This window comes from Streptomyces sp. NPDC127100 (assembly GCF_042724095.1).
Lineage (GTDB): Bacteria > Actinomycetota > Actinomycetes > Streptomycetales > Streptomycetaceae > Streptomyces.
On the sequence record NZ_JBHXFL010000013.1, the window covers coordinates 107,928 to 128,308 of the forward strand.

15 protein-coding genes are annotated in these 20,381 nt (G+C 68.9%); 8 read left to right on the plus strand and 7 right to left on the minus strand.

Annotated elements, in window-relative coordinates:
* Positions 1-566 precede the first annotated feature (566 nt).
* From ACFWJB_RS15690 to ACFWJB_RS15715, 6 genes are all read left to right on the plus strand, one after another.
* Entirely contained in the window at positions 567-3,770 is a 3,204-nt protein-coding gene (locus ACFWJB_RS15690; protein ID WP_386922749.1) for a helicase-related protein, read from the plus strand.
* A complete protein-coding gene (locus ACFWJB_RS15695; RefSeq protein ID WP_386922751.1) occupies positions 3,767-4,537 on the plus strand; it encodes a DUF4391 domain-containing protein in 771 nt (256 codons plus the stop codon). Before ACFWJB_RS15690 ends, ACFWJB_RS15695 begins: the two co-directional genes overlap by 4 nt.
* Positions 4,538-4,577: 40 nt before the next feature.
* Complete coding sequence (locus ACFWJB_RS15700; RefSeq protein WP_386922753.1) at positions 4,578-6,620, plus strand: site-specific DNA-methyltransferase; 2,043 nt, start codon at positions 4,578-4,580, stop codon at positions 6,618-6,620.
* A gap of 3 nt (positions 6,621-6,623) precedes the next feature.
* Positions 6,624-9,617 carry a type III restriction-modification system endonuclease gene (locus tag ACFWJB_RS15705; protein WP_386922755.1) on the plus strand — a complete coding sequence of 998 codons (2,994 nt, stop codon included), beginning with the start codon at positions 6,624-6,626 and terminating at the stop codon, positions 9,615-9,617.
* Between the two features lie 840 nt (positions 9,618-10,457).
* Positions 10,458-10,721 carry a CopG family transcriptional regulator gene (locus tag ACFWJB_RS15710; protein WP_385467278.1) on the plus strand — a complete coding sequence of 88 codons (264 nt, stop codon included), beginning with the start codon at positions 10,458-10,460 and terminating at the stop codon, positions 10,719-10,721.
* Complete coding sequence (locus tag ACFWJB_RS15715; protein WP_386922757.1) at positions 10,718-11,131, plus strand: PIN domain-containing protein; 414 nt, start codon at positions 10,718-10,720, stop codon at positions 11,129-11,131. The genes ACFWJB_RS15710 and ACFWJB_RS15715 overlap by 4 nt, the downstream gene beginning before the upstream one ends.
* A gap of 177 nt (positions 11,132-11,308) precedes the next feature.
* Here the strand turns inward: ACFWJB_RS15715 and ACFWJB_RS15720 are convergent, their stop codons facing one another.
* From ACFWJB_RS15720 to ACFWJB_RS15750, 7 genes are all read right to left on the minus strand, one after another.
* On the minus strand, positions 11,309-12,715 hold the full coding sequence (locus tag ACFWJB_RS15720) for a Ni/Fe hydrogenase subunit alpha (protein WP_386922759.1): 1,407 nt from the start codon (positions 12,713-12,715) through the stop codon (positions 11,309-11,311).
* Positions 12,712-13,557, minus strand: coding sequence for an oxidoreductase (locus tag ACFWJB_RS15725; protein ID WP_386922761.1), 846 nt, complete (start codon positions 13,555-13,557; stop codon positions 12,712-12,714). The genes ACFWJB_RS15720 and ACFWJB_RS15725 overlap by 4 nt, the downstream gene beginning before the upstream one ends.
* Before the next feature lie 5 nt (positions 13,558-13,562).
* Complete coding sequence (locus tag ACFWJB_RS15730; RefSeq protein WP_386922763.1) at positions 13,563-14,375, minus strand: FAD/NAD(P)-binding protein; 813 nt, start codon at positions 14,373-14,375, stop codon at positions 13,563-13,565.
* Positions 14,372-14,827: a cyclic nucleotide-binding domain-containing protein gene (locus ACFWJB_RS15735; protein ID WP_386922765.1), complete on the minus strand. Its 456-nt coding sequence runs from the start codon at positions 14,825-14,827 to the stop codon at positions 14,372-14,374. Before ACFWJB_RS15735 ends, ACFWJB_RS15730 begins: the two co-directional genes overlap by 4 nt.
* Positions 14,824-15,999, minus strand: a complete 1,176-nt coding sequence (locus tag ACFWJB_RS15740; protein ID WP_386922767.1) for a 4Fe-4S dicluster domain-containing protein — start codon at positions 15,997-15,999, stop codon at positions 14,824-14,826. The genes ACFWJB_RS15735 and ACFWJB_RS15740 overlap by 4 nt, the downstream gene beginning before the upstream one ends.
* Positions 16,000-16,051: 52 nt before the next feature.
* A complete protein-coding gene (locus tag ACFWJB_RS15745) occupies positions 16,052-16,558 on the minus strand; it encodes a hydrogenase maturation protease (protein WP_385467257.1) in 507 nt (168 codons plus the stop codon).
* A 147-nt stretch (positions 16,559-16,705) separates the two neighbouring features.
* Positions 16,706-17,272 (minus strand): DUF4383 domain-containing protein, encoded by a 567-nt coding sequence (locus ACFWJB_RS15750; RefSeq protein ID WP_386922770.1) that lies wholly within the window; start codon positions 17,270-17,272, stop codon positions 16,706-16,708.
* A gap of 157 nt (positions 17,273-17,429) precedes the next feature.
* Between ACFWJB_RS15750 and ACFWJB_RS15755 the strand changes: the two genes are divergently transcribed.
* Together ACFWJB_RS15755 and ACFWJB_RS15760 are read left to right on the plus strand one after the other, a co-directional pair.
* Positions 17,430-18,320 (plus strand): SDR family oxidoreductase, encoded by an 891-nt coding sequence (locus ACFWJB_RS15755; protein WP_386922772.1) that lies wholly within the window; start codon positions 17,430-17,432, stop codon positions 18,318-18,320.
* A 476-nt stretch (positions 18,321-18,796) separates the two neighbouring features.
* Positions 18,797-20,362 carry an SDR family oxidoreductase gene (locus ACFWJB_RS15760; RefSeq protein WP_386922774.1) on the plus strand — a complete coding sequence of 522 codons (1,566 nt, stop codon included), beginning with the start codon at positions 18,797-18,799 and terminating at the stop codon, positions 20,360-20,362.
* Positions 20,363-20,381 lie beyond the last annotated feature (19 nt).

Consider the following 20,381-nt stretch of genomic DNA (forward strand, 5'->3'; position numbering starts at 1 on the left):
GCTGGGGCGGTCGGCTCCACGGCTTTTAGGCAGCCACCTTGGCGCGAGCCTCGAAGATCATGGCCCCACATCGGGCACTAACGGGCAGGTCCACAAACCTGCCCGATCCGCGGGCCAGCGTAAGGGGCCATGATCACTCGCGCCAAGGCAGCTCCCGCCCAAAAGCCGTTCCGCCGACCTCGCGTTGTTCGCGACCCCTCTCTGGAAACGCGATGCCCCGGTCCTCGGTCTCAAGGCGACACTTCCCAACAGGCGGCCGGCGGCCGCGGGGACGGCCATCCTCCTGCCCCGGGCCCGGGTCGCGTCCCCATCCGGGATTACCGGCTCCCCCTCCTCGTACTGCCACCGCTCCCCGGCGCGCTCCCAGAACTCCCCGCACGACGCCCCTACCCTTCCGATGGCCGCATCCCATGGCTGCTCGTCCGGGAACAGGGCGGCCCCAGGGGCGTTTGGCTGCATCGGGCTCTTCACAGAACGCCTGCTCTTAGCCGCAACCTGATCGTCTCATTCGCCGGATGATGTCAACAGCAGCCGATACGGTACAGAGAGGAGACCAGAGGAGTGTCGTGAAGTTCGTAAGCAACCATGGGGCCGATCGAGTCATCGACCTTCTGCGCCCGGACCTCAAACCCGGCCACGAACTTGACATCGCAGCACCTCACTTCTCGCTCTTCGCCTTCGCTGAGCTGCTCGACCCCCTAACCACCGTCACTAGGGCCCGCGTACTCCTGCCCGCAGAAGGTTCCGATCTGGAACTTCTAGGCACGACGGCAGACCGGGCCGCGCGAAACCAACTCCGTAGCCGTTGGCTCGCGCAGCGCTGTGCTGACTGGCTGGCCGGCCACACCGAGATACGCCACGCGTCCGGAGCCGTGCCACAGGGATCCTTCGTCATCCGCCGTGACTCCGGCGAGCCGGTGCGCGCTGTATCCGGCGCAGTCTCATTCAGCACCCACGGACTGGGGCTCGCCCCGGGCAATCCCCTCAGCCTCGTCCAGACCTCCGAGACAGAGGCGGAGGCGAGCCTCTTCGCCCAGTGGTTTGAGCAGCAGTGGGGTGCCCTTTCCAGGACCGACGACGGCAATCAGTCCACCCTGATCACAACGCTGCGCTCGATTGCTGCGCGCCGCGCACCCTCCAGCATCTACCACCTCGTCCTGCACCATCTGTTCGGCAGTCGGGGCGACGACCTCGACGAGGACACGGTGATCGATGCGGCCACCGGTATCCGTGACACGGTGGTGTGGCAGAAGCTGTACCGCTTCCAGCGCGACGCGGTCGTCGGCGCTATCGACAAGTTGGACCGCTTCGGCGGCTGCATCATCGCCGACAGCGTCGGCCTCGGAAAGACTTTCGAGGCGCTGGCCGTCATCAAGTACCACGAGTTGCGCAACGACCGGGTTCTGGTGCTGTGTCCGAAGCGGCTTCGCGAGAACTGGACGCTCTACGCTGCCAACGACCGGCGCAATTTCCTGGCCGCCGACCGCTTCGGGTACGACGTTCTTAACCATACCGACTTGTCACGGGACACGGGGATGTCTGGCGATCTCGACCTCTCCCACGTCAACTGGGGAAACTACGACCTGGTAGTGATCGACGAGTCCCACAACTTCCGCAACAAGAACACCCCCAAGCAGGGCGGCGAGACGCGCTATGACCGGCTGATGCGCCGCATCATCCAGGAGGGTGTGAAGACCCGCGTCCTGATGCTGTCCGCCACCCCGGTCAACAACCGCCTGGCCGATCTACGCAACCAGATCGCCTTCGCCACAGAGGGTCGGGACGACGCCCTGGCCGCGAACGGCATCGACAGCATCGACAGGACAACGCAACTGGCCCAGATGCAGTTCAAGCGCTGGCTGGAACTGGACCGGACGGACCGGACTCCGGCCCGGCTCATTGAGATGCTCGGCTTCGACTACTTCACGCTTCTCGACCACCTGACGATCGCCCGGTCCCGCCGCCACATCGAGAAGTACTACGGGACGGCCGAGACAGGCCGCTTCCCGGAACGGCTCAAACCGCTGAACGTACGACCAGACGTCGACCTCGACGGAGCCTTCCGCCCGATAGCGGAGATCAACCAGGAGATCCGCCGCCTCAACCTCGCGGTATACGCCCCCTTGCGCTATGTCCTCGCGCACCGTCAGGCGGCTTACGATGCCAAATACAACACGCAACTCGGAGGCGGAAAGGGTTCGTTTAGGCAAGCGGACCGCGAGGAGAGCCTGATCCACCTGTTGCGTGTCAATGTGCTCAAGCGGCTGGAGAGCTCCGTTCACTCCTTCGCTCTGACCATTGGCCGCCAGCTTCGTGACGTTGAGGAGACACTCGCGCGGATCGAGTCGCGAGGGGGGGAGGTAGAAGAGATCGACATCTCGGACGTAGACGTCGACGACCCCGCCTTCGAGAGCCTGCTCGTCGGCAGAAAGGTTAAGGTACTGCTCGGCGATGTAGATCTAATCCGCTGGCGGCAGGACCTCGTCGAAGACCGCAACCGGCTGGCCACGCTGCTCGCCGCCGCGCGGGAGGTGACTGCGGACCGGGACGCCAAGCTGGCCGCCCTCCGGGAGATGATCGCTAAGAAGTACCGGAATCCGATCAATCCGGGGAACCGAAAGATCATCATCTTCACCGCCTTCGCCGAGACCGCGCAATACCTCTACGAGCATCTCGCCCCCTGGGCCTCCAAGAACCTGACCCTGGAGTCCGGCCTGGTCACCGGCTCGGCCGGAATCCGCACCACTCTCTCCGGGTTGTCCAAGGACATGTCGACGGTCCTGTCCGCCTTCGCCCCGCAGGCCAAACAGCGCCCGGAGGAGCTAGCCAGCGAGGGCGAGCTGGATCTACTCATCGCCACGGACTGTATCTCCGAGGGACAGAACCTCCAGGACTGCGATTGGCTAATCAACTACGACATTCACTGGAACCCGGTCCGGATCATCCAGCGCTTCGGGCGCGTCGACCGCCTCGGATCGCCAAACGCTCATATCCAGCTCGCCAATTTCTGGCCCAACATGGAACTCGACGAGTACATCAACGTCGAGCGGCGCGTCAGTGGCCGCATGGTGCTGCTCGATGTCTCCGCCACCGGCGAGGAGAACCTGATCGAGCCGCGCGCCGGCGACCACATGAACGACCTCGAGTACAGGCGCGCCCAGCTCGTCAAACTCCAGGACTCGGTGATCGACCTGGAAGACCTGTCCACCGGCGTCTCCATCACAGATCTCACGCTCACCGACTTCCGTATCGACCTGGCCGAGTTCACCAAGCATCACCTCGACGAAGCGGCCGGTGCCCCGCTTGGCGCCTACGCCGTCACCACCACGGCCGAGGCCGACATCCCACCGGGCATCATCTTCTGTCTGCGGGCCGAGGGAGACGCGGCCGACCGCTCAGCCGAGCCGGGCTACCCACTCGCGCCCCATTATCTGGTGCACGTCGGCGAGCAGGAGACGGTACTGCTCCCGCACACCCAGGCCAAGCAGATCCTCGACCGGCTCAAGCGCCTGTCCCTGGGCCGCGACATGCCCGACGCAGCGGCGTATGGGCGTTTCGACGCTGCGACCCGCAAGGGTCGAAAAATGACCGCGGCCCGGCACTCGCTGGCAACGGCTGTCGGCTCCGTGCTAGGGAGAAGCCACGAGCGGTCGGTGGCCAGCCTGTTCTCCCCGGGAGGCACCCACGTACTCACCGGAGAGTTCAACGGGATGGACGATTTCGAGGTGCTGGCATTCCTTGTCGTACTAGACGAGGAGACGGTCGCTTGAGCGCGGCTACAGAGCTTATCAACGCTCTCGCACTACCCATCCAGACCCATGTCGGACAGCGCGTGCCTAAGGCCCTGCTGCTGGAGGCCACTCCCCTAGTTCCCGCAGACCGCCGCAGGCTCACCGAGGGAATCGATGAGTTGCGATGGGCAGCTACGCTGAAGCCCGGCACGGTCGGCATTCCGGCCTACGCCGACGACGTACGCGAGGTGCTGGAAATCAACGTGCTCACGCTCAGTCTCCGACCGGACGCGAGGACGGACCGCATCGGGGAACTCGTCCATCGCGCCGTCCCCTACCCCGTGGTGCTCCTCACCGCTCAAGAACCCGGCCGTCGGTTCCTGTCGCTGGCCCTCAAGCGCCGAGCACTCGCCGCGGGAGGGAACGGCAGGACCGTGGTAGACGGCGAGGTCACCGAGATCTCACTCCACGACGGTCCGGGGCGGGCCGTACGAGATGAGCTGCTTGCGGCCCTCCCGCTCGCACGCCAGCCCCGCGAGTCCCTCCTCGCCCTCTACCACGGCTGGCTCGACGTACTCGTCGCCGTACAGGCATCGGCGGTAACCGATACCTTCGCCTTGGCCGGGTCGCCCGAGCGAACCGCCGCCCGGCAGGTCGCCCTGCGGACGTACGGCCAGGTCCAGGACCGGATCGCCGCCTTGCGGTCACGCGCTCGCAAGGAGCGGCAGCTCGCCGTACGGGCAGAACTGAACACCGAGATCCAACAATTGCGGGAAGCATCCCGCGACGCACGGCAAGAGCTGTGATCGAGCCCCCACGCACCAGAGAGGCATTGAGAGAAGCACGATGAAGAAGATCGAAGCCGACAGCCCGATCTCCCACTCAGCCGATCTGACGGCCGAAAATCTGGAACGTCTAGGGGATCTGTTCCCCTCGGTCTTCATCGAGGGCGAGATCGACTTTGACGCACTCAGGGAACTACTCGGCGGCATGGTTGCCGAGCGGGAGGAGAAGTACAGATTGACCTGGCCCGGCAAGCGCCGGTCCCAACAACTCGCACACCAGCTGAGCACGGGCACGCTGCGCCCCTGCCCTGAGGAGAGCGTGAACTGGGAGACGACCCAGAACCTCATGATCGAGGGCGACAACCTCGAGGTCCTCAAGCTCCTGCAGAAGAGCTACGACAAGTCAGTCAAGCTCATCTACATCGACCCTCCGTACAACACCGGCAATGACTTCGTCTATTCCGATTCCTTCACCGACGGCGTCCGCAGCTATCTCGAATTCACCGGCCAGGTGACGGGTGAGGGAAAGAAGTCCAGCAGCAACACCGAGGTGAGTGGCCGATACCACTCCAGCTGGCTCAGCATGATGTACCCCCGCCTTTTCTTGGCGCGCAACCTCTTGCGGGACGACGGTGTCATCTTCATCAGCATCGATGACCACGAAGTCGATAACCTCCGGAAGATCTGCGCCGAGATATTCGGCGAGGAAAACTTCATCGCTCAGTTCGTGTGGAACACCGAGGGACACACGGACAACCAGTTCGAGGTCAAGGGCAGTCACGAATACGTCCTCCTCTACGCGAAGAACGCCGACCTCATGACCCTCGGCCATGTTGTCGACCCAAACACCCGGAAGGAGAGCAATCTCCTGAAGGGCTACGCCGAGAACTCCATTACGAAGAACGGTCCGGGCAACCCGCCCAGCGAGATCGAACTGCCGCCCGGATTCCCGTGTCTCGCCGAGACGCTGGACCTGGAGATCAGCGACGTTCCCGACGAGTTCTTCGAAGAGGCCGTGCGGCACCGCCACATCACCCGCGAACTGACCAGACAGTACGCCGCCTCATATCCGATCAGGATCGACCCGATGCGAGCCAGAGAAGGCCGGCTGACGGAGAAGTGCCGCGTTTACAGCGGCTGGGCGAACGCCAACAAATTGCGCGCATTCATCGCGAACGGCTGTCGGCCGCTCGACGACAACGGCGACAAGCTGAGCTTCCATCTCTCGAACCGAGGAGTGGTCTATTACCGGCGCGAACGGTGCAAAGCACGGAACATCGTCTCCGTACTGCGCAACATGGGCACGACGGAGAGGATGCGGTCAGAACTGGAGAAGCTTGGCATCCCTTTCCAGTACCCGAAGCCGAAGGAACTGCTCCGATACCTCATCCAAATCGGTCTTGAGGGCGACGGAATCGTCCTGGACTTCTTCGCAGGCAGCGGCACAACGGGCCACGCGACCATGCTGCAGAACGCCGAGGACGGAAAGCAGCGACGCTACATTCTGGTGCAGTTGCCCGAGCGCCTCGACCCGCGCAATAGGAACCAGAGCAGGGCCGTGCAATTCTGCGACGCGCTGGGCAAGCCGCGGACCATCGCCGAGGTGACCAAGGAGTACCTGCGCCGCGCGGGCCAAGAGCTGAACACCGGCGCGGAACTGTTCCCCAGCGACACCGGCTACCGCGTCTTCAAGCTCGACACCTCCAACATCCGGGCATGGAATCCTGACCCTGACGACCTTGAGGCGACCCTACTCGACAGCGTTGAGCACGTCCTGCCCGACCGGACGGAGCAGGACCTCCTCCATGAGCTGCTCCTCAAGTCGGGAATCGACTTGTGCGAGTCCCTGGAAACAAGGGAGTTCGCTGGTGTGTCCGTCCGCTCCGTCGCGTACGGCACCCTCTTCACCTGCCTGGCGGATGAAATCACCACCGCGATGATTGGCCCCATCGCGAAAGGCATCGTCGCCTGGCACCAGGAGCTCGACCCCGCGGGCGAGAGCGTGGTCGTGTTCCGCGACAGCGCCTTCCCCGACGACGTGGCGAAGAGCAATATGACCGCGATTCTTGAACAGGGTGGCATCGGCGCCATCCGCAGCCTGTAGGCCGTGGAGGACCGACCCACTATGAAGCTGCATTTTGAAGCAGACCTCGACTACCAAATCCAGGCGATTGAGGCCGTCTGTGATCTCTTCCGAGGCCAGGAAATCTGCCGGAATGCGTTCACCGTCACGCATCAGGCGCTGGACGACGACCAAACCCTTGACGTGGACCTCGACGCAATGGGCGTCGGCAACAAGCTGACCCTCTTCGAGGAGGACTTGCTCGCCAACCTCCGGGAAGTCCAGCTCCGCAACGGCCTGCGACAGTGCGATTCGGTGGGTTCGCGGAACTTCACCGTGGAGATGGAGACCGGCACCGGAAAGACGTACGTCTATCTGCGCACGATCCTCGAACTAAACAAGCGTTACGGATTCACCAAGTTCGTCATCGTCGTGCCCTCGGTCGCCATCAAGGAGGGCGTGTATAGCTCCCTCCGGACCATGAAGCCTCACTTCGACGGACTGTATTCGAGTACACCCTTCGACTATTACCTCTACGACTCCTCGAAACTCGATAGGGTCAGGGACTTCGCGACCAGCTCCCAAATCCGCATTATGATCACGACAATCGGGGCGATCAACAAGCAGGACGTCAACAACCTATACAAGGAGAGCGACAAAATCAGCGGCGGCAGGCCGATCGACCTGATCAAAGCCACCCGCCCCATCGTGATTGTCGACGAGCCCCAGAGCGTCGACGGCGGGCCTTACGGTCGCGGCCGGGAAGCCCTCGATCGTATGCAGCCACTGTGCACCCTGCGCTATTCTGCCACCCATGCGGAGAAGCACAGCATGGTTTACCGACTGGATGCCGTAGACGCGTACGAGCGAAAACTCGTCAAGCAAATCGAGGTCGCATCCGCGACGATCGAAGACGACTTCGGCGGACCTTTCGTGGAACTGCTGAACGTCTCCCACAGGGCAGGTGACCTCACGGCGAGGATCGCTGTCAACAAACAGACCGCGAGAGAAGTCCGCAGAGCCGAGGTCACCGTCCGAGACGGCGACGACCTGGAGGAAACCACGGGTCTCGCGGCGTACCGGAACTTTCGTATCGGTGAGATCAGGGCGGATGGATCGCCCTCCATGGAACTGCGCCTGCCTGGTCAAGACGGGCAGATCCTCACGCACGGACAGTCCTGGGGCGGCATCGAACCGCTGACTATCCAACGCCATATGATCCGTCGGACCATCAAGGAACACCTAGATAAGGAGCTGATGCTCCGCCCCCAGGGCATCAAGGTACTCAGCCTCTTCTTCATCGATGAAGTCGCCCGGTACCGCGTCTACCTGCCGGACGGAACGCAGACCAAGGGTGTGTACGCAGAAATCTTCGAGGAGGAGTACCGACGCCTCACCCAGCTCCCCGAATACCGCACACTCTTCTCCGACGTCGATCTCGAATCCACTGCGGAACAGGTCCACGGCGGCTATTTCTCGATTGACAAACAGCAGAGGTGGCAGGACACCGACGAGAAGTCGTCCCAGGCCGGCCGAGACAACGCAGAGCGCGCCTACGCCCTCATCATGCAGAAGAAAGAAGAATTGCTGAGCCTGAGCACCCCGCTCAAATTCATCTTCTCCCACTCCGCGCTGCGCGAGGGCTGGGACAACCCCAACGTCTTCCAGATCTGCACCCTGCGCGATATCCGCTCAGAGAGCGAGCGACGGCAAACCATTGGCCGCGGCCTGCGCTTGTGCGTCAATCAGCAGGGCGACCGGGTGCGTGGCTTCGACGTGAACACCCTGACCGTGATCGCTACCGAGAGCTACGAACAGTTTGCCGAGCGCCTCCAGAAGGAGATCGAGGAGGACACCGGCATCCGCTTCGGCATCGTCGAGCAGCACGAGTTTGCCAGTCTGAACACGACGGGAGCCGACGGTCACCTTGCGGCCCTAGGCTTCGAGCGTTCGAAAGCCCTGTGGGACCACCTCCGCGCCGAGGGATACATCAGCGGTCGGGGCAGGATCGAGGAAAAGCTCCGCACCGCCCTGCGGAAGGACCACCTTTCCCTGCCCGCGGAGTTCGACGAGGTAGCTGACCAGGCAAGGCGGCACCTCCACAAGCTGGCGGGCCAGTTCACCATCAAGAACGCCGACGAGCGCCGCGAGGTATCCGTCCGGCATGAACTCCTCCACAGCCCGGAGTTCATCGCGCTCTGGGACCGAATCAGCCCCAAGACAACGTACAGGCTCGACTTCGACAACGAACGGCTCATCGCCGCATGCACCCGCGCCCTGCGGGAGGCCCCAGCGATCCCCAAGGCCCGGCTACAGTGGCGCAAAGCCGGTATCTCGGTGGCGGAGAGTGGTGTCACGGCACAAGAGCGCGCCGGCGCCGAGATCTCATCTCTGGACAACTCCGCGGTGGTCCTCCCTGATGTCCTCACCGAACTCCAGGACCGCACCCACCTGACCCGGCGCAGCATCTGCCGCATCCTCACCAACTCGAGTCGGCTGGACGACTTCCGCCGCAACCCCCAGCGGTTCATCGACCTCGCGGCCCAGGCGATCAACCGCTGCAAGCAGCTGGCTGTGGTGGACGGCATCAGCTACGAACGGCGCGGAGCGGAAGCATACTCGCTGAAGGAGTTCAATCAGCACACGCTGACTGGATACCTGCGCAACATGCTTTCCCCCACCGCCAAGAGCGTTTACGAGATGGTCCTCCACGATTCCACAGTGGAGCGGGACTTCGCCACCGAGTTGGAGCTCAACACCTCGGTCAAGGTCTACGCCAAACTCCCTGACTGGTTTAGGATCCGAACCCCACTGGGCGATTACAACCCGGACTGGGCGGTCGTCGCTGATTCTGCAGATGGCGACGGGATACGCCTCTACCTCGTGGTCGAGACGAAGGGCGGTCTGCACGCGGAGGGCCTGCGCCCGACCGAACAGGCCAAAATCGACTGCGGCAAGGCCCACTTTGATGCCTTGGGGAAGATTGGGCATTCTGTCGTCTTCAAGAAGGCCGTAAAGCTAGAGGACGTACTAGGCTGAGAAGTTGACTCTATCCTTCGCTCTGCTACTCCCCCAGCAAATTCCTTCGAGGCGCGGGCGTGGCTCTTAGGGCGCGGATAGCGATGTCTGTCCCGTGATCGCGCGCCGCGCGTATTGAATTTGACTGTCCGATGGCCCACTTTCGGCACTTCAGCCGTAGACCGTGATCTTCACGTCTGGGCGGTTTGATGTTGGTAGTGGAATACCCGGGGTCACCCCCAACCAGCAAGATCGTGATCTACGGTTGGAGTACTAGCGATGCCCCACGGTCGTGGACTATCCGTGGACGGAATGACGTAAGTGGGCCACGAATAGGTCGCTGATCTGCACGGGCGCCGAGAGATCCAACGGCCTCCGGAGCCATGTGCGCACGTTCGAATCCTGCCGGGGGCACCGAACATGAGGTGCCCAAAGACCCCGTCAGCAGCGGAAACGCTGAGGCCGGGGTCTTCGCGTATGTGCGGGCGGATGCGACGCCGAGATGCCCCGGCACGGGAGCTGTGGACTGTTCCGTGGACAAGATCAGGGGTCACTCCCTGGTCAGCCCGGAGTTTTCCGGGATGTCCGTCGGCCGGCGTTCGGCCTCTCCTCGGGAGGCGGAGGCTGCTCGGGGTCCTTCTGCCGTTGCGCTCGCCGTGCGTTCTTCCCTCGTAGGGTCGTCGAAGCTGCCGCCCACCCCGCCCCGGTCCACGCGCAGGGCGCGAACCGGTCGGGGCATCCGGCGCGGCAATCCGTCGGCGGTACAGCACGCGACGCGGCAGGTGCGGTCGGCGCTCGACAGCCGACGGCACGTGGTCGAGACAGGGCCAAGCCGAGAGGACCATAGGTAGGATTGGTGGCATGAGTGAGCCTACTGGCAAGTACTCGATCACCATGCCCCGTGACATCGCCGAAGCCGCCAAAGCCCGCAGCGGCCCCTCCGGCCTGTCCGCCTACGTTGCCGCGGCTGTCGCCCGTCAGATCGAACGGGACAACCTCAATGAGCTGATCCAGGTGGCCGAGGCCGAACACGGACCCATTACGGACGAGGAAGTCCAGTCCCTGCGGGACCGGCTCCACGAGGCACGTGAGCAGCAGGCGCGGGACGGAGCGAACGCGGCGTGACCCGTTCCCCCGCTGTCCCCGGCGGCACCCTGGTCCTCGACAGCGAAGGGCTGGCCAAGGCTGTGCTGCGAGACCGAACGGTGACCGGCTGGCTTGCTCTGGCCCGCGCCGATGACCTGCGCGTGATCACTTCGGCAGCCACCCTCGTCGAAGTGGTGCACCCCGGCATCAACCGCCCGGCGCTGGAGTGGACCCTTTCCCGCCTCGTCGTCGAACCGGTCACCGAGTCGATCGCCCGGCACGCTGCCGCGCTCCTCGCCGACGCGGGTCTCCACGGCCACAAGTACGCCATCGACGCCATGCTCGCCGCCACCGCCCTGACCGCGCCCGGTCCCGTCACGGTCCTGACCTCCGACACCGAGGACGTCACAGCACTGTGCGGCGGGCGCATCACGGTGATCAAGGTCTGACGGCGTGCGTCGAGCGTCCGGGTCCGGAGCGGGTGTCCGCCGGGCAACGTGACTGGGCCAGGTCGCTCCCCGCCGAGGGCTACCGGCCCGATCGTGACCGAAGGGGTCGGCACGGCTTGCCGTGGCCGGGCTGACGAACATGGCCCGGCGCGCGGTGCGGCCGCCGCCTGGTCGCTGTCAGCGGTGACGGCCGGGGTCCTCGACCCCCGGGCGTTCCACCGTGAGGTCGAGGAAGTGGGCCGAGCAGGAGATGCAGGGGTCGTGGTTGCGGATGGCTCGTTCGCAGAGGGCGCGTAGTTGGGCGTCGTCCAGGTCGGTCAGGCCGCGGGTGGAGTCGAGGCGGGACTGGACGACCGTGCGGAGGTGGTCCTCGATGGCGTCCTGGTTCTGGGCCGTGGGCGGGACCAGGGCGGCGTCGGTGATGGTGCCGTCGGCGGTCAGGGTGTAGCGGTGGTAGAGCAGGCCGCGCGGGGCCTCGGTGGCGCCCCGGCCGGTCCCTGCGCGCGCGGGTACGGGCACGGCGGGGGCGGGTGGTGGTTCGTAGGCGTCGATCAGGCGCAGTGCCTCGTCCAGGGCGTAGACCACCTCCACCGCGCGCACCAGGATGCTGCGGAAGGGGTTGCGGCAGACGTCGCCCGCGCGGGGGTCGCCCAGGCCGGCGGCGTGTGCGGCCTGGAGGGCGAGGGGGGACAGCCAGCGTCCGCTGACGGCGTACCGGGCCAGGGAGCCGGTCAGGTGCAGGTGCCCGTCGAGGGACGAGTACAGGGCGGTGGAGTGCGGTTCGGGGCGTTCGACCACGTGGTGTTCGAAGTCGCGGAGGGGGAAGGTCCGGGTGGGCAGGGCGCGGGTGCTGTCCGGGGGGAGGCCGGCGGAGGTCGGGGCCTGCATGACCGTGGGCGTGCCGCCCTCGATGGCGTAGCGGCCGGGTTCGGCCAGGGCCAGCAGCTGCGCGTCGCAGCCCGCGTCGGGGAAGTCGAAGCCGGCCGCCCATTCCACGGTGTGCAGGGCGTCCTCCCGTGCCCCGCGCAGGCGTTCCGCGAGCGGCCCCAGCTCGGCCCTCGTGGGGGTGCGGTGGAAGCCGCCCAGGCGGACGTTGACCGGGTGGATGGCGCGTCCGCCGAGCAGCTCTACGACGGCGTTGCCGGCCTGCTTGATGCGGAGGCCTCGTTCGACGTCGGCGCGGTGGCGGCGGGCCATGGTGATGGCGTCGGGGTGGCCGAGGAAGTCGGGGGCGTGCAGGAGGTAGATGTGCAGGGTCTGGCTCTCGATCCACTCCCCGCAGTACAGCAGCCTGCGCAGGTCGGCGAGGGGGCCGGTGACCGTGACCCCGCAGGCGTCCTCCACGGCTCGGCAGGCGCTCATCTGGTAGGCCACCGGGCAGATGCCGCAGACGCGGGAGGTGATGTCCGGGGGTTCGGTGTGGGCGCGGCCGCGCAGGAACGCCTCGAAGAAGCGCGGGGGTTCGTAGATGCGCAGCCGGGCCTCGGTGACGTGGCCCTGGTCCACGCGGAGGTGGAGCGCGCCCTCGCCCTCGACGCGGGAGATGCCGCCGACGTGGACCGTCCGGGAGCCTCGGTGGGTCACCGTTCGCTCCCGGGGGGCTCGGCGGTGTGCTCCAGGGCGGTGGAGGCCTCGGCGAACTCGGGCGCGGCGGCGTTGAAGGTGCGGAGCACCCGGACCACGTCGGTGTCCGTCATGCCGTCGCGGCGCAGCAGCGGGACGAGGGCGGGGAGGTTGGTGGATCCGGAGGGGCCGAAGCAGCCGTAGCAGCCGCGTCCGTAGGACGGGCACAGGGCGCCGCAGCCGTCGTGGGTGACCGGTCCCAGGCAGGGGACGCCCTTCGCGACGGGCAGGCAGACCGTGCCGCGGCGCTTGCAGGGGAAGCACACGGAGTGGTCGGGGATGTCGGGGCGGCGGCCGGTCAGGAAGGCGGTGATCACCTCCAGCAGTTGGCCGCGGTCGATGGGGCAGCCGCGCAGTTCGAAGTCGACCGGCACGTTGAGGGAGACGGCGGTGGACTCGTCGAGGGTGTCGATGTACTCGGGGCTCGCGTAGACGGCCGCGCGGAACTCGGCGACGTCGGCGAAGTTGCGCAGCGCCTGGATGCCCCCGGCGGTGGCGCAGGCGCCGATGGTGACCAGGTGGCGGGAGACGGCCCTGACGTGCTGGATGCGCGCGGCGTCCTCCGGGGTGGTGATGGAGCCGTCGACCAGGGAGAGGTCGTACGGGCCGGGTGCGGCGGTGCTGGTGGCTTCGCGGAAGTAGGAGATCTCCAGGTGCTCGGCGAGTGGCAGCAGTTCGTCCTCGCAGTCCAGGAGGGTGAGCTGGCAGCCGTCGCAGGAGGCGAACTTCCATACGGCGAGGGTCGGTCTGCGGCCGTCCCGGTGCGGGGCCCCGGGGTCGGGTGCGTGGTCGTCGGTGGTCACGGCTGTCACAGCTCCCGGACGGCGAGAAGGGGTTCGGCGCGGTCCCAGGGTGCGGTGGGGCCGTCCCGGCACAGCAGCAGCGGGCCGAGCTGGCACTGGCCGCAGTGTCCGGTGCCGCAGCGCATGGTGCGTTCCAGGGACAGGAAGGTGTGCGTGGCGGGGACGCCGCGGTGGGCGAGGTCCCGGGCGGTGGCGCGCATCATGACCTCCGGGCCGCACAGGTAGGCGGTGGTGCGTTCGGGGCGGAACGGCACCCGGTCCAGGAGGGTGGTGACGACGCCGACCTCTCCGGTCCAGTGCTCGTCGGGGCGGTCCACGGTGACTGCGACCCGGGCCCCCTGCTCGCTCCACGTGGGGTACTGGTGGCGGTAGACCAGGTCGGCGGGGGTGCGGGCGCCGATGAGCAGGGTGACGCCGGAGTGGCGGTGGGGCTCGGCGAGGGCGGCCTGGAGCAGGGGGCGCAGCGGGGCCAGTCCGAGGCCGCCCGCGATCAGCAGCAGGTCCCGGCCGTGGCCGGCGGTCAGGTCCCAGGGGGTGCCGTAGGGGCCGCGTACTCCCACCTGCTGTCCGGGCCGCAGGTCGTGCAGGGCCCGGGTGACGGGCCCGACCGCCCGCACGGTGTGCGTCAGGGCGGTGTCCGCGGGGTGGGCGCCGGCCAGGGAGAGGGGGGCCTCGCCGCGGGGGAACGCGTAGACCATCGCGAACTGGCCGGGGCGGAACGGCGGCAGCGCCGTGTCGCGTGGCGTCAGGGTGAGGGTCGCGGTGTCGGCCGTCTCCCGCTCGCGGTGCGCGATCTCGTAGATCCGGGGCAGGGTCACCGTCCGCCTCCCAGGGGCGGTGCGTAGAGGTCGAGGAGCCGGATCCGGGTGGCCTTCAGGCGCTGTCCGACCACGGCGGCGACGGCGCGCGCCACGGCGTAGCCGAAGCCGGTGTCCTGCTCGCAGGCGGTGCGCACCGCGGCGGCGTCGAACTCCTCGGCGGTCACGGCGCCGAGGGTGCGGGCGCCCAGGTGCCAGCGGTAGGGCTCGAAGAGCCAGGACCAGCCCAGCAGGTCGCCCGGACCGAGCGTCTCGACGACGGGCGCGGGGCGGCCGGGGACCTGGACGTCGAGCGCCACCGGGCCCCCGGAGACGATCCAGAAGCGGTCGGCGTGCTCGCCCTCGTCGAACACCCGGTGCCCGGGCGGGAAGGACACCGGGCGGGCCAGGGTGCTCAGCCGTGCCCGCTGCTCGGTGGTCAGGCCGGCCGTGAAGCCTGTCGTGGTCGTCACGGGCGCCCCTCCCCCTCCGGCGTCTCCGTGCCGTTCGCCCCGGTCCGCGGGCCGGCGGCGCGTTCGGCGTTCAGGGCGTGCGCCTCCTCGGTGATGTCGATGGCGACCGGGCACCAGACGATGCACCGGCCGCAGCCCACGCAGCCGGACATGTCGAACTGGTCGTGCCAGGTGCCGATCTTGTGGGTGAGCCACTGCCGGTAGCGGCTGCGCCCGGTCTGCCGGACGGATCCGCCGGGCAGATGGGTGAAGTCGAGGTCGTAGCAGACGTCCCAGCGCCGCCAGCGCTCGGCGTGGTCACCGGTGAGGTCGGTGACGTCCTCGGTGGTGGTGCAGTAGCAGGTCGGGCAGACCATGGTGCAGTTGCCGCAGGTCAGGCATCGGGCAGCCACGTCGTTCCAGCGTTCGGCCTCGCGCGTGTCGCGCATCAGGTCCCGCAGGTCCACTTCGGGCATGGTCCGCCCCATGCGCCCGGCGGCCCGGGCGACGGCGTCCCGGGCCGTGTCGGCGGTGGCCGTGTCGGCGGGCAGGCGGGGCAGTTCCGAGAGCACCTCGGCGCCCGCCTCGCTGCCGGCGCGCGCCCAGAAGCGGTGCCCGCGCTCGTCGTCCACCTCCGTCAGGGCCAGGTCGTAGGAGCCGTGCGCGGCGGGGCCGGTGCCCATGGAGACGCAGAAGCAGGTGGCGCCCGGTTCGACGCACTCGACCACGACCAGGAACGCGCCGGTGCGGCGCCGGCGGTAGACGTCGTCGGTGTGCGGGCCGCCCATCAGTACGCGGTCCTGGGTGGCGATGGCGGCCAGGTCGCAGGGGCGCACGCCCAGGAACGCGTAGGCCGGCGGCCGGTCCGTCTCCTCGGTCACCGTGACCGTGCCGTCCGGGCCGCGGTCGGCGCTCCACTGCCGTACCCGCTGCGGGTGCAGGTACTGCTTCCACGACTGCGGGCCGGCGCTGTGGGAGAAGGCCATCCGGTCGTGGCGGCGCCGCAGCCGGTAGGTGCCGGCCTCCAGCTCCACACCCCATCCGTAGGGCAGTTCGCGGGCGGAGTCGAGTTCGGCCAGCACGATGGCGTCGTCGCGCACGGTGGGGCCGACGACGGTGCGCCCGCGCCGGACGAGGGCGGCCACCAGCCCGTCCAGTCCGTCGGTGTCGATGACCGCGGTGTCGGACGTCATGACAGGGGCCTCCAGGCGTCGGTTCCGACGTGCCGCGCCTGCCTCGTCGCGCTCATGCCGGGAGCCCCGTCGGGGTACGGCGGTGGCGCTGGATCTCCTGCCGTACGCGCTCGGCCACCACGGCGACGGCGGTCCGGACCGGGGCGGACAGACCCCGGCCCACCGAGACGTCCTCGCCCTCGACCGCGTAGACGACCAGGCGCTCCGGCAGCCGTTCCAGGGCGCGGGCCAGTTCGACGGCCTCGCCCAGGCCCATGCCGTGGGAGCTGGCCGCCGCCGTCGCGGCCGGCATCCCCCGGGTCACCTCCAGCCGGTGGACGCGGCCGGGGCACCCGGGGTGGGCGTGGGCGGCGTCGACGACGATGCCGAGCGTCGCGCCCTGCCAGAGGCCGAGCAGCCGCGCCGGGTCACCGTCGGAGACGGCGAGTTGCACCCCGGTCAGAGGGGGTCCGCCGGGTCCCGGCTCGGCGAGGCGGTCCACCACCGCCCACCCCACGCCGTCGTCGCGGCGGAACTCGTTGCCCACGCCGATGACCACCGTCCGCCCTGCACCGTCCATGCCGGTCAGTCTCGCCACGCGTGCCGCCTACCGCGGAGCCGACTCGCCCCGCCGCCACCCGTTCGGACTCGGGCCGGGTCCGACCCTCGGGCCCGCGGGCACGGCCGGTGCCCGCTGGCCGCCGTCGGGCCGTTCAGGGCCGGTCCGTCAGCGCAGTGCCCTGCCTCCACCGGGGGCTTCCGGCTGCTCCCCGGGGGCCAGCAGGGCGGGCCGTACGGGCGGCAGTGCGGCGGGGTCCGTCTCCCGGTCCGCTCGCCGCGCGTGCCGGCGGCGACGGTAGGGGTTGTCGTCGGGAAGCCTGCCGGACACGCGGCCGTACATGCCGAAGGTCGCGATGAGCAGCCCCATGACGAAGCTGAAGATCACGTTGGTCATGCCGAAGTCCAGGATGTTGGCGTCGCGGTCCAGGACGAGGAGGTGGGCGAAACCGCTCAGCACGAACAGTCCGCCCACCGTCATGTTCAGGGTGGAGGCGAAGTTGCCGCCGACGGCGGCGCCGACGAGGAGGGCGAGGCCCACGACCGCCGAGATGACGCTGAGCGCCACGTTGGTGGTCATGCCGGCGATCGTGTCGCCGGACGTGTCGAAGGGGCTGAGGGCGTCGGCGAAGCCGAGGGCGGCGAAGGTCAGCAGGACCAGGCCGCAGAAGGCGGCTCCGTAGCGGTGGACGGTCGCCAGGTGGTGGTCGACCGGGAGTTCGTCTCGCAGCTTCATGACCGTCTTTCGTCCGCCGCCGTCCCGATGGATGCGGATTGCGGCTTTACGGAGTGGTGTGTCGCTTTTCGGAGGTGGTGTCGCCCCGCATGCCCCGGGGCGCGCCTCTGCTTACGCTGAGCGGGACGGACGCCGCCCCCGGAGAGGAGCCGTCGTGATGCCGGTCAGCGGGAGTCCGTTGCGCGGGAGGACCGCCGTCGTGACCGGAGCGGCGCGCGGTCTGGGGGCCGCGATGGCGCGGGAGCTGTCCGCGCGCGGGGCGAGGGTCGCGCTGCTCGGGCGTGAGGAGCGGACGCTGCGGCCGGTCCAGGAGTCGCTGCCGGGGGCCGGCGGGTGCTGGGAGGTCGACGTCACGGACGACCGGGGCATGGCCCTGGCGGCCGCGGACATCCGGGCGCGGCTCGGGCCCGCGTCCGTGGTGGTCGCCAACGCGGGGGTGGCCGAGGGCGGTCCGTTCGCCGAGTCCGATCCCGCGGTGTGGCGCCGGGTCGTCGAGGTGAACCTGGTGGGCAGTGCCGCGACCGCCCGCTCCTTCATGGGGGACCTGTTCGACACGTGCGGGTACTTCCTCCAGGTCGCCTCGCTCGCCTCCATCGGCGCCGCCCCGATGATGAGCGCGTACTGCGCCTCGAAGGCCGGTGCCGAGTCGTTCGCCCACTCCCTGCGGGCCGAGGTGGCCCACCGGCGCGTGGGCGTCGGCATCGCCTACATCAACTGGACCGACACCGACATGGTCCGGGACGCCGACGCGCACCCGGTGCTGCGCGAGCTGCGCGGGCACATGCCGCCGCCGGCGCGCAGGGTGTACCCCGTGGAGTACGTGGCGGGCCGGCTGATCACCGCCGTCGAACGGCGCCGCCCGTCGGTGTACGTACCCCGCTGGCTGTGGGCGGGCCAGCTCGTGCGCGCCGCGATGCCCTCGGTGGTGACGATGCTGTCGCGGCACGAACTGCCCCGTCTGGACGCCGCCGAGCCGTTCCGGGCGACGGGGATGCTCGGCACGGGCGCCCGGAACGGCCCCGCGGCCTCCCGCTCCGGGCGGGACTAGGGGCCGTCGCGCCAAGCGTGCCGCGTGCGACGAAGGCTGCATCCGCCGGGGCGGGCGGCGGCGAAGGGGTGGTGTGGACGGCCGGTGCCGTCCGACGCCTTCGGCAGGAGACCCGTATGCACGCCACGGCGAGAAGGACGGCCCCCGCGGCCCCTCGGCCCACGCGGTCCCCGCGGCCGTCCGGCGGTCGCGGAGGAGCGGACCGGACGCGCCCGCGGCGCGGGAGCCCGGACCGGGAGCGAGCCGGGCGCCTACCGGGTGGTGCCCGGCCGGGTTCGCCCGTGCGGAGCAGTCGGACGGCTCCGGCGGCCACCGGGCCGGCCCGCCCGCACCCGCGGCGGCCGGCGGCCCGGCCGGACGGCCTCCGCCGACTGCCCGGCGCCGCCGGCCGCGTGAGCGCGACAGGCGGGGCCGCCCGCGCGCGGCCATGATCGGACCGACGGGCGGATCGCACCGCACCCCCGAGAGGAGCACCCGTGGCAGCCACTGACGGACAGCAGCCCGGCGAACGGCTGCGCTGCCTGGTCACCGGAGCGTCCGGCTACATCGGCGGGCGGCTGGTGCCGGAACTGCTGCGGGCCGGCCACCGGGTCCGCTGCCTGGCCCGCTCCCCCGGCAAGCTCCGCGACCACGCCTGGGCGCCGGACGCCGAGACGGTGCGCGGAGACGTCACGGACGCCGCCTCCGTCGCCGAGGCCATGCGCGGCGTGGACGTCGCCTACTACCTGGTGCACGCGCTCGGCACCGGCTCCGACTTCGAGGACACGGACCGCCGCGCCGCCCGGATCTTCGCCGAGCAGGCGCACGCCGCCGGCGTACGGCGGATCGTCTACCTCGGCGGACTCACCCCGCGGGGGGTGCCCGAGCACTCCCTCTCCCCGCACCTGCGCTCCAGGGCTGAGGTGGGGCGCATCTTCCTCGACGGCCCGGTGCCCGCCACGGTGCTGCGGGCGGCGGTCGTCATCGGCTCGGGGTCGGCCTCGTTCGAGATGCTGCGCTACCTGACCGAGCGCCTGCCCGTGATGGTGACCCCGAGCTGGGTGCACACGCGGACCCAGCCGATCGGCGTCCGCGACGTGCTGCGCTACCTCGTCGGCTCGGCGACCATGCCGGCCGACGTCGACCGGGCCTTCGACATCGGCGGGCCGGACGTCCTGACGTACCGGGAGATGATGCGCCGCTACGCCGTCGTCGCCGGGCTGAAGCGGCGGATCATCGTGCCGGTGCCGGTCCTCACCCCGCGGCTGTCGAGCCACTGGGTCGGTCTCGTCACCCCGGTGCCCGCCTCCATCGCCCGGCCGCTGACCGAGTCGCTCCGCCACGAGGTGGTCTGTCACGAGCACGACATCGCCCGGTACGTCCCCGACCCGCCGGGCCGGCCGCTGCCCTTCGACGAGGCCCTGGCCCTGGCGCTGCGCAAGGTCCGGGACGCCCAGGTGGACACCCGCTGGTCGTCCGCGTCCGTGCCCGGCGCGCCCAGCGACCCGCTGCCCACCGACCCGGACTGGGCCGGCGGCAGCCTCTACCAGGACGACCGGGAGCTGCCGGTCGACGCGTCCCGCGCCGCGCTGTGGAAGGTCATCGAGGGCATCGGCGGCGACAACGGCTGGTACTCCTTCCCGCTGGCCTGGGCGGTCCGGGGCTGGCTGGACCGGTTCGTCGGCGGGGTCGGCCTGCGCCGCGGACGCCGTGACGCCGAGCGGCTGCGGGTCGGCGACTCGCTGGACTTCTGGCGCGTCGAGGAGATCGAGCCGGGCCGTCTGCTGCGGCTGCGGGCCGAGATGCGGCTGCCCGGACTCGCCTGGCTGGAGATGTACGCCGAGACGGGCGCCGACGGCCGCACCCGGTACCGCCAGCGGGCGCTGTTCCATCCCCGGGGACTGTTCGGGCACGCGTACTGGTGGAGCGTCTCGCCGTTCCACGCCGTCGTGTTCGGCGGGATGGCGCGCAACATCGCGCACGCCGCCGCCAAGGGCATGAGCGCCCGCGGCCGGGCACCGCGCGCCGGGCGGCACCGGCTGGTGAAGAACGCCCGTCACTGATGCGCACGCAGCCGCCCCA

What these genes read in the sequence shown, in the direction of transcription:
- ACFWJB_RS15700 (WP_386922753.1), top strand. Translation starts at nt 4,578, where the DNA reads ATGAAGAAGATCGAAGCCGACAGCCCGATCTCCCACTCAGCCGATCTG.
- ACFWJB_RS15710 (WP_385467278.1), top strand. Translation starts at nt 10,458, where the DNA reads ATGAGTGAGCCTACTGGCAAGTACTCGATCACCATGCCCCGTGACATC.
- ACFWJB_RS15740 (WP_386922767.1), bottom strand. Translation starts at nt 15,999, where the DNA reads ATGACGTCCGACACCGCGGTCATCGACACCGACGGACTGGACGGGCTG.
- ACFWJB_RS15745 (WP_385467257.1), bottom strand. Translation starts at nt 16,558, where the DNA reads ATGGACGGTGCAGGGCGGACGGTGGTCATCGGCGTGGGCAACGAGTTC.
- ACFWJB_RS15750 (WP_386922770.1), bottom strand. Translation starts at nt 17,272, where the DNA reads ATGAAGCTGCGAGACGAACTCCCGGTCGACCACCACCTGGCGACCGTC.
- ACFWJB_RS15755 (WP_386922772.1), top strand. Translation starts at nt 17,430, where the DNA reads ATGCCGGTCAGCGGGAGTCCGTTGCGCGGGAGGACCGCCGTCGTGACC.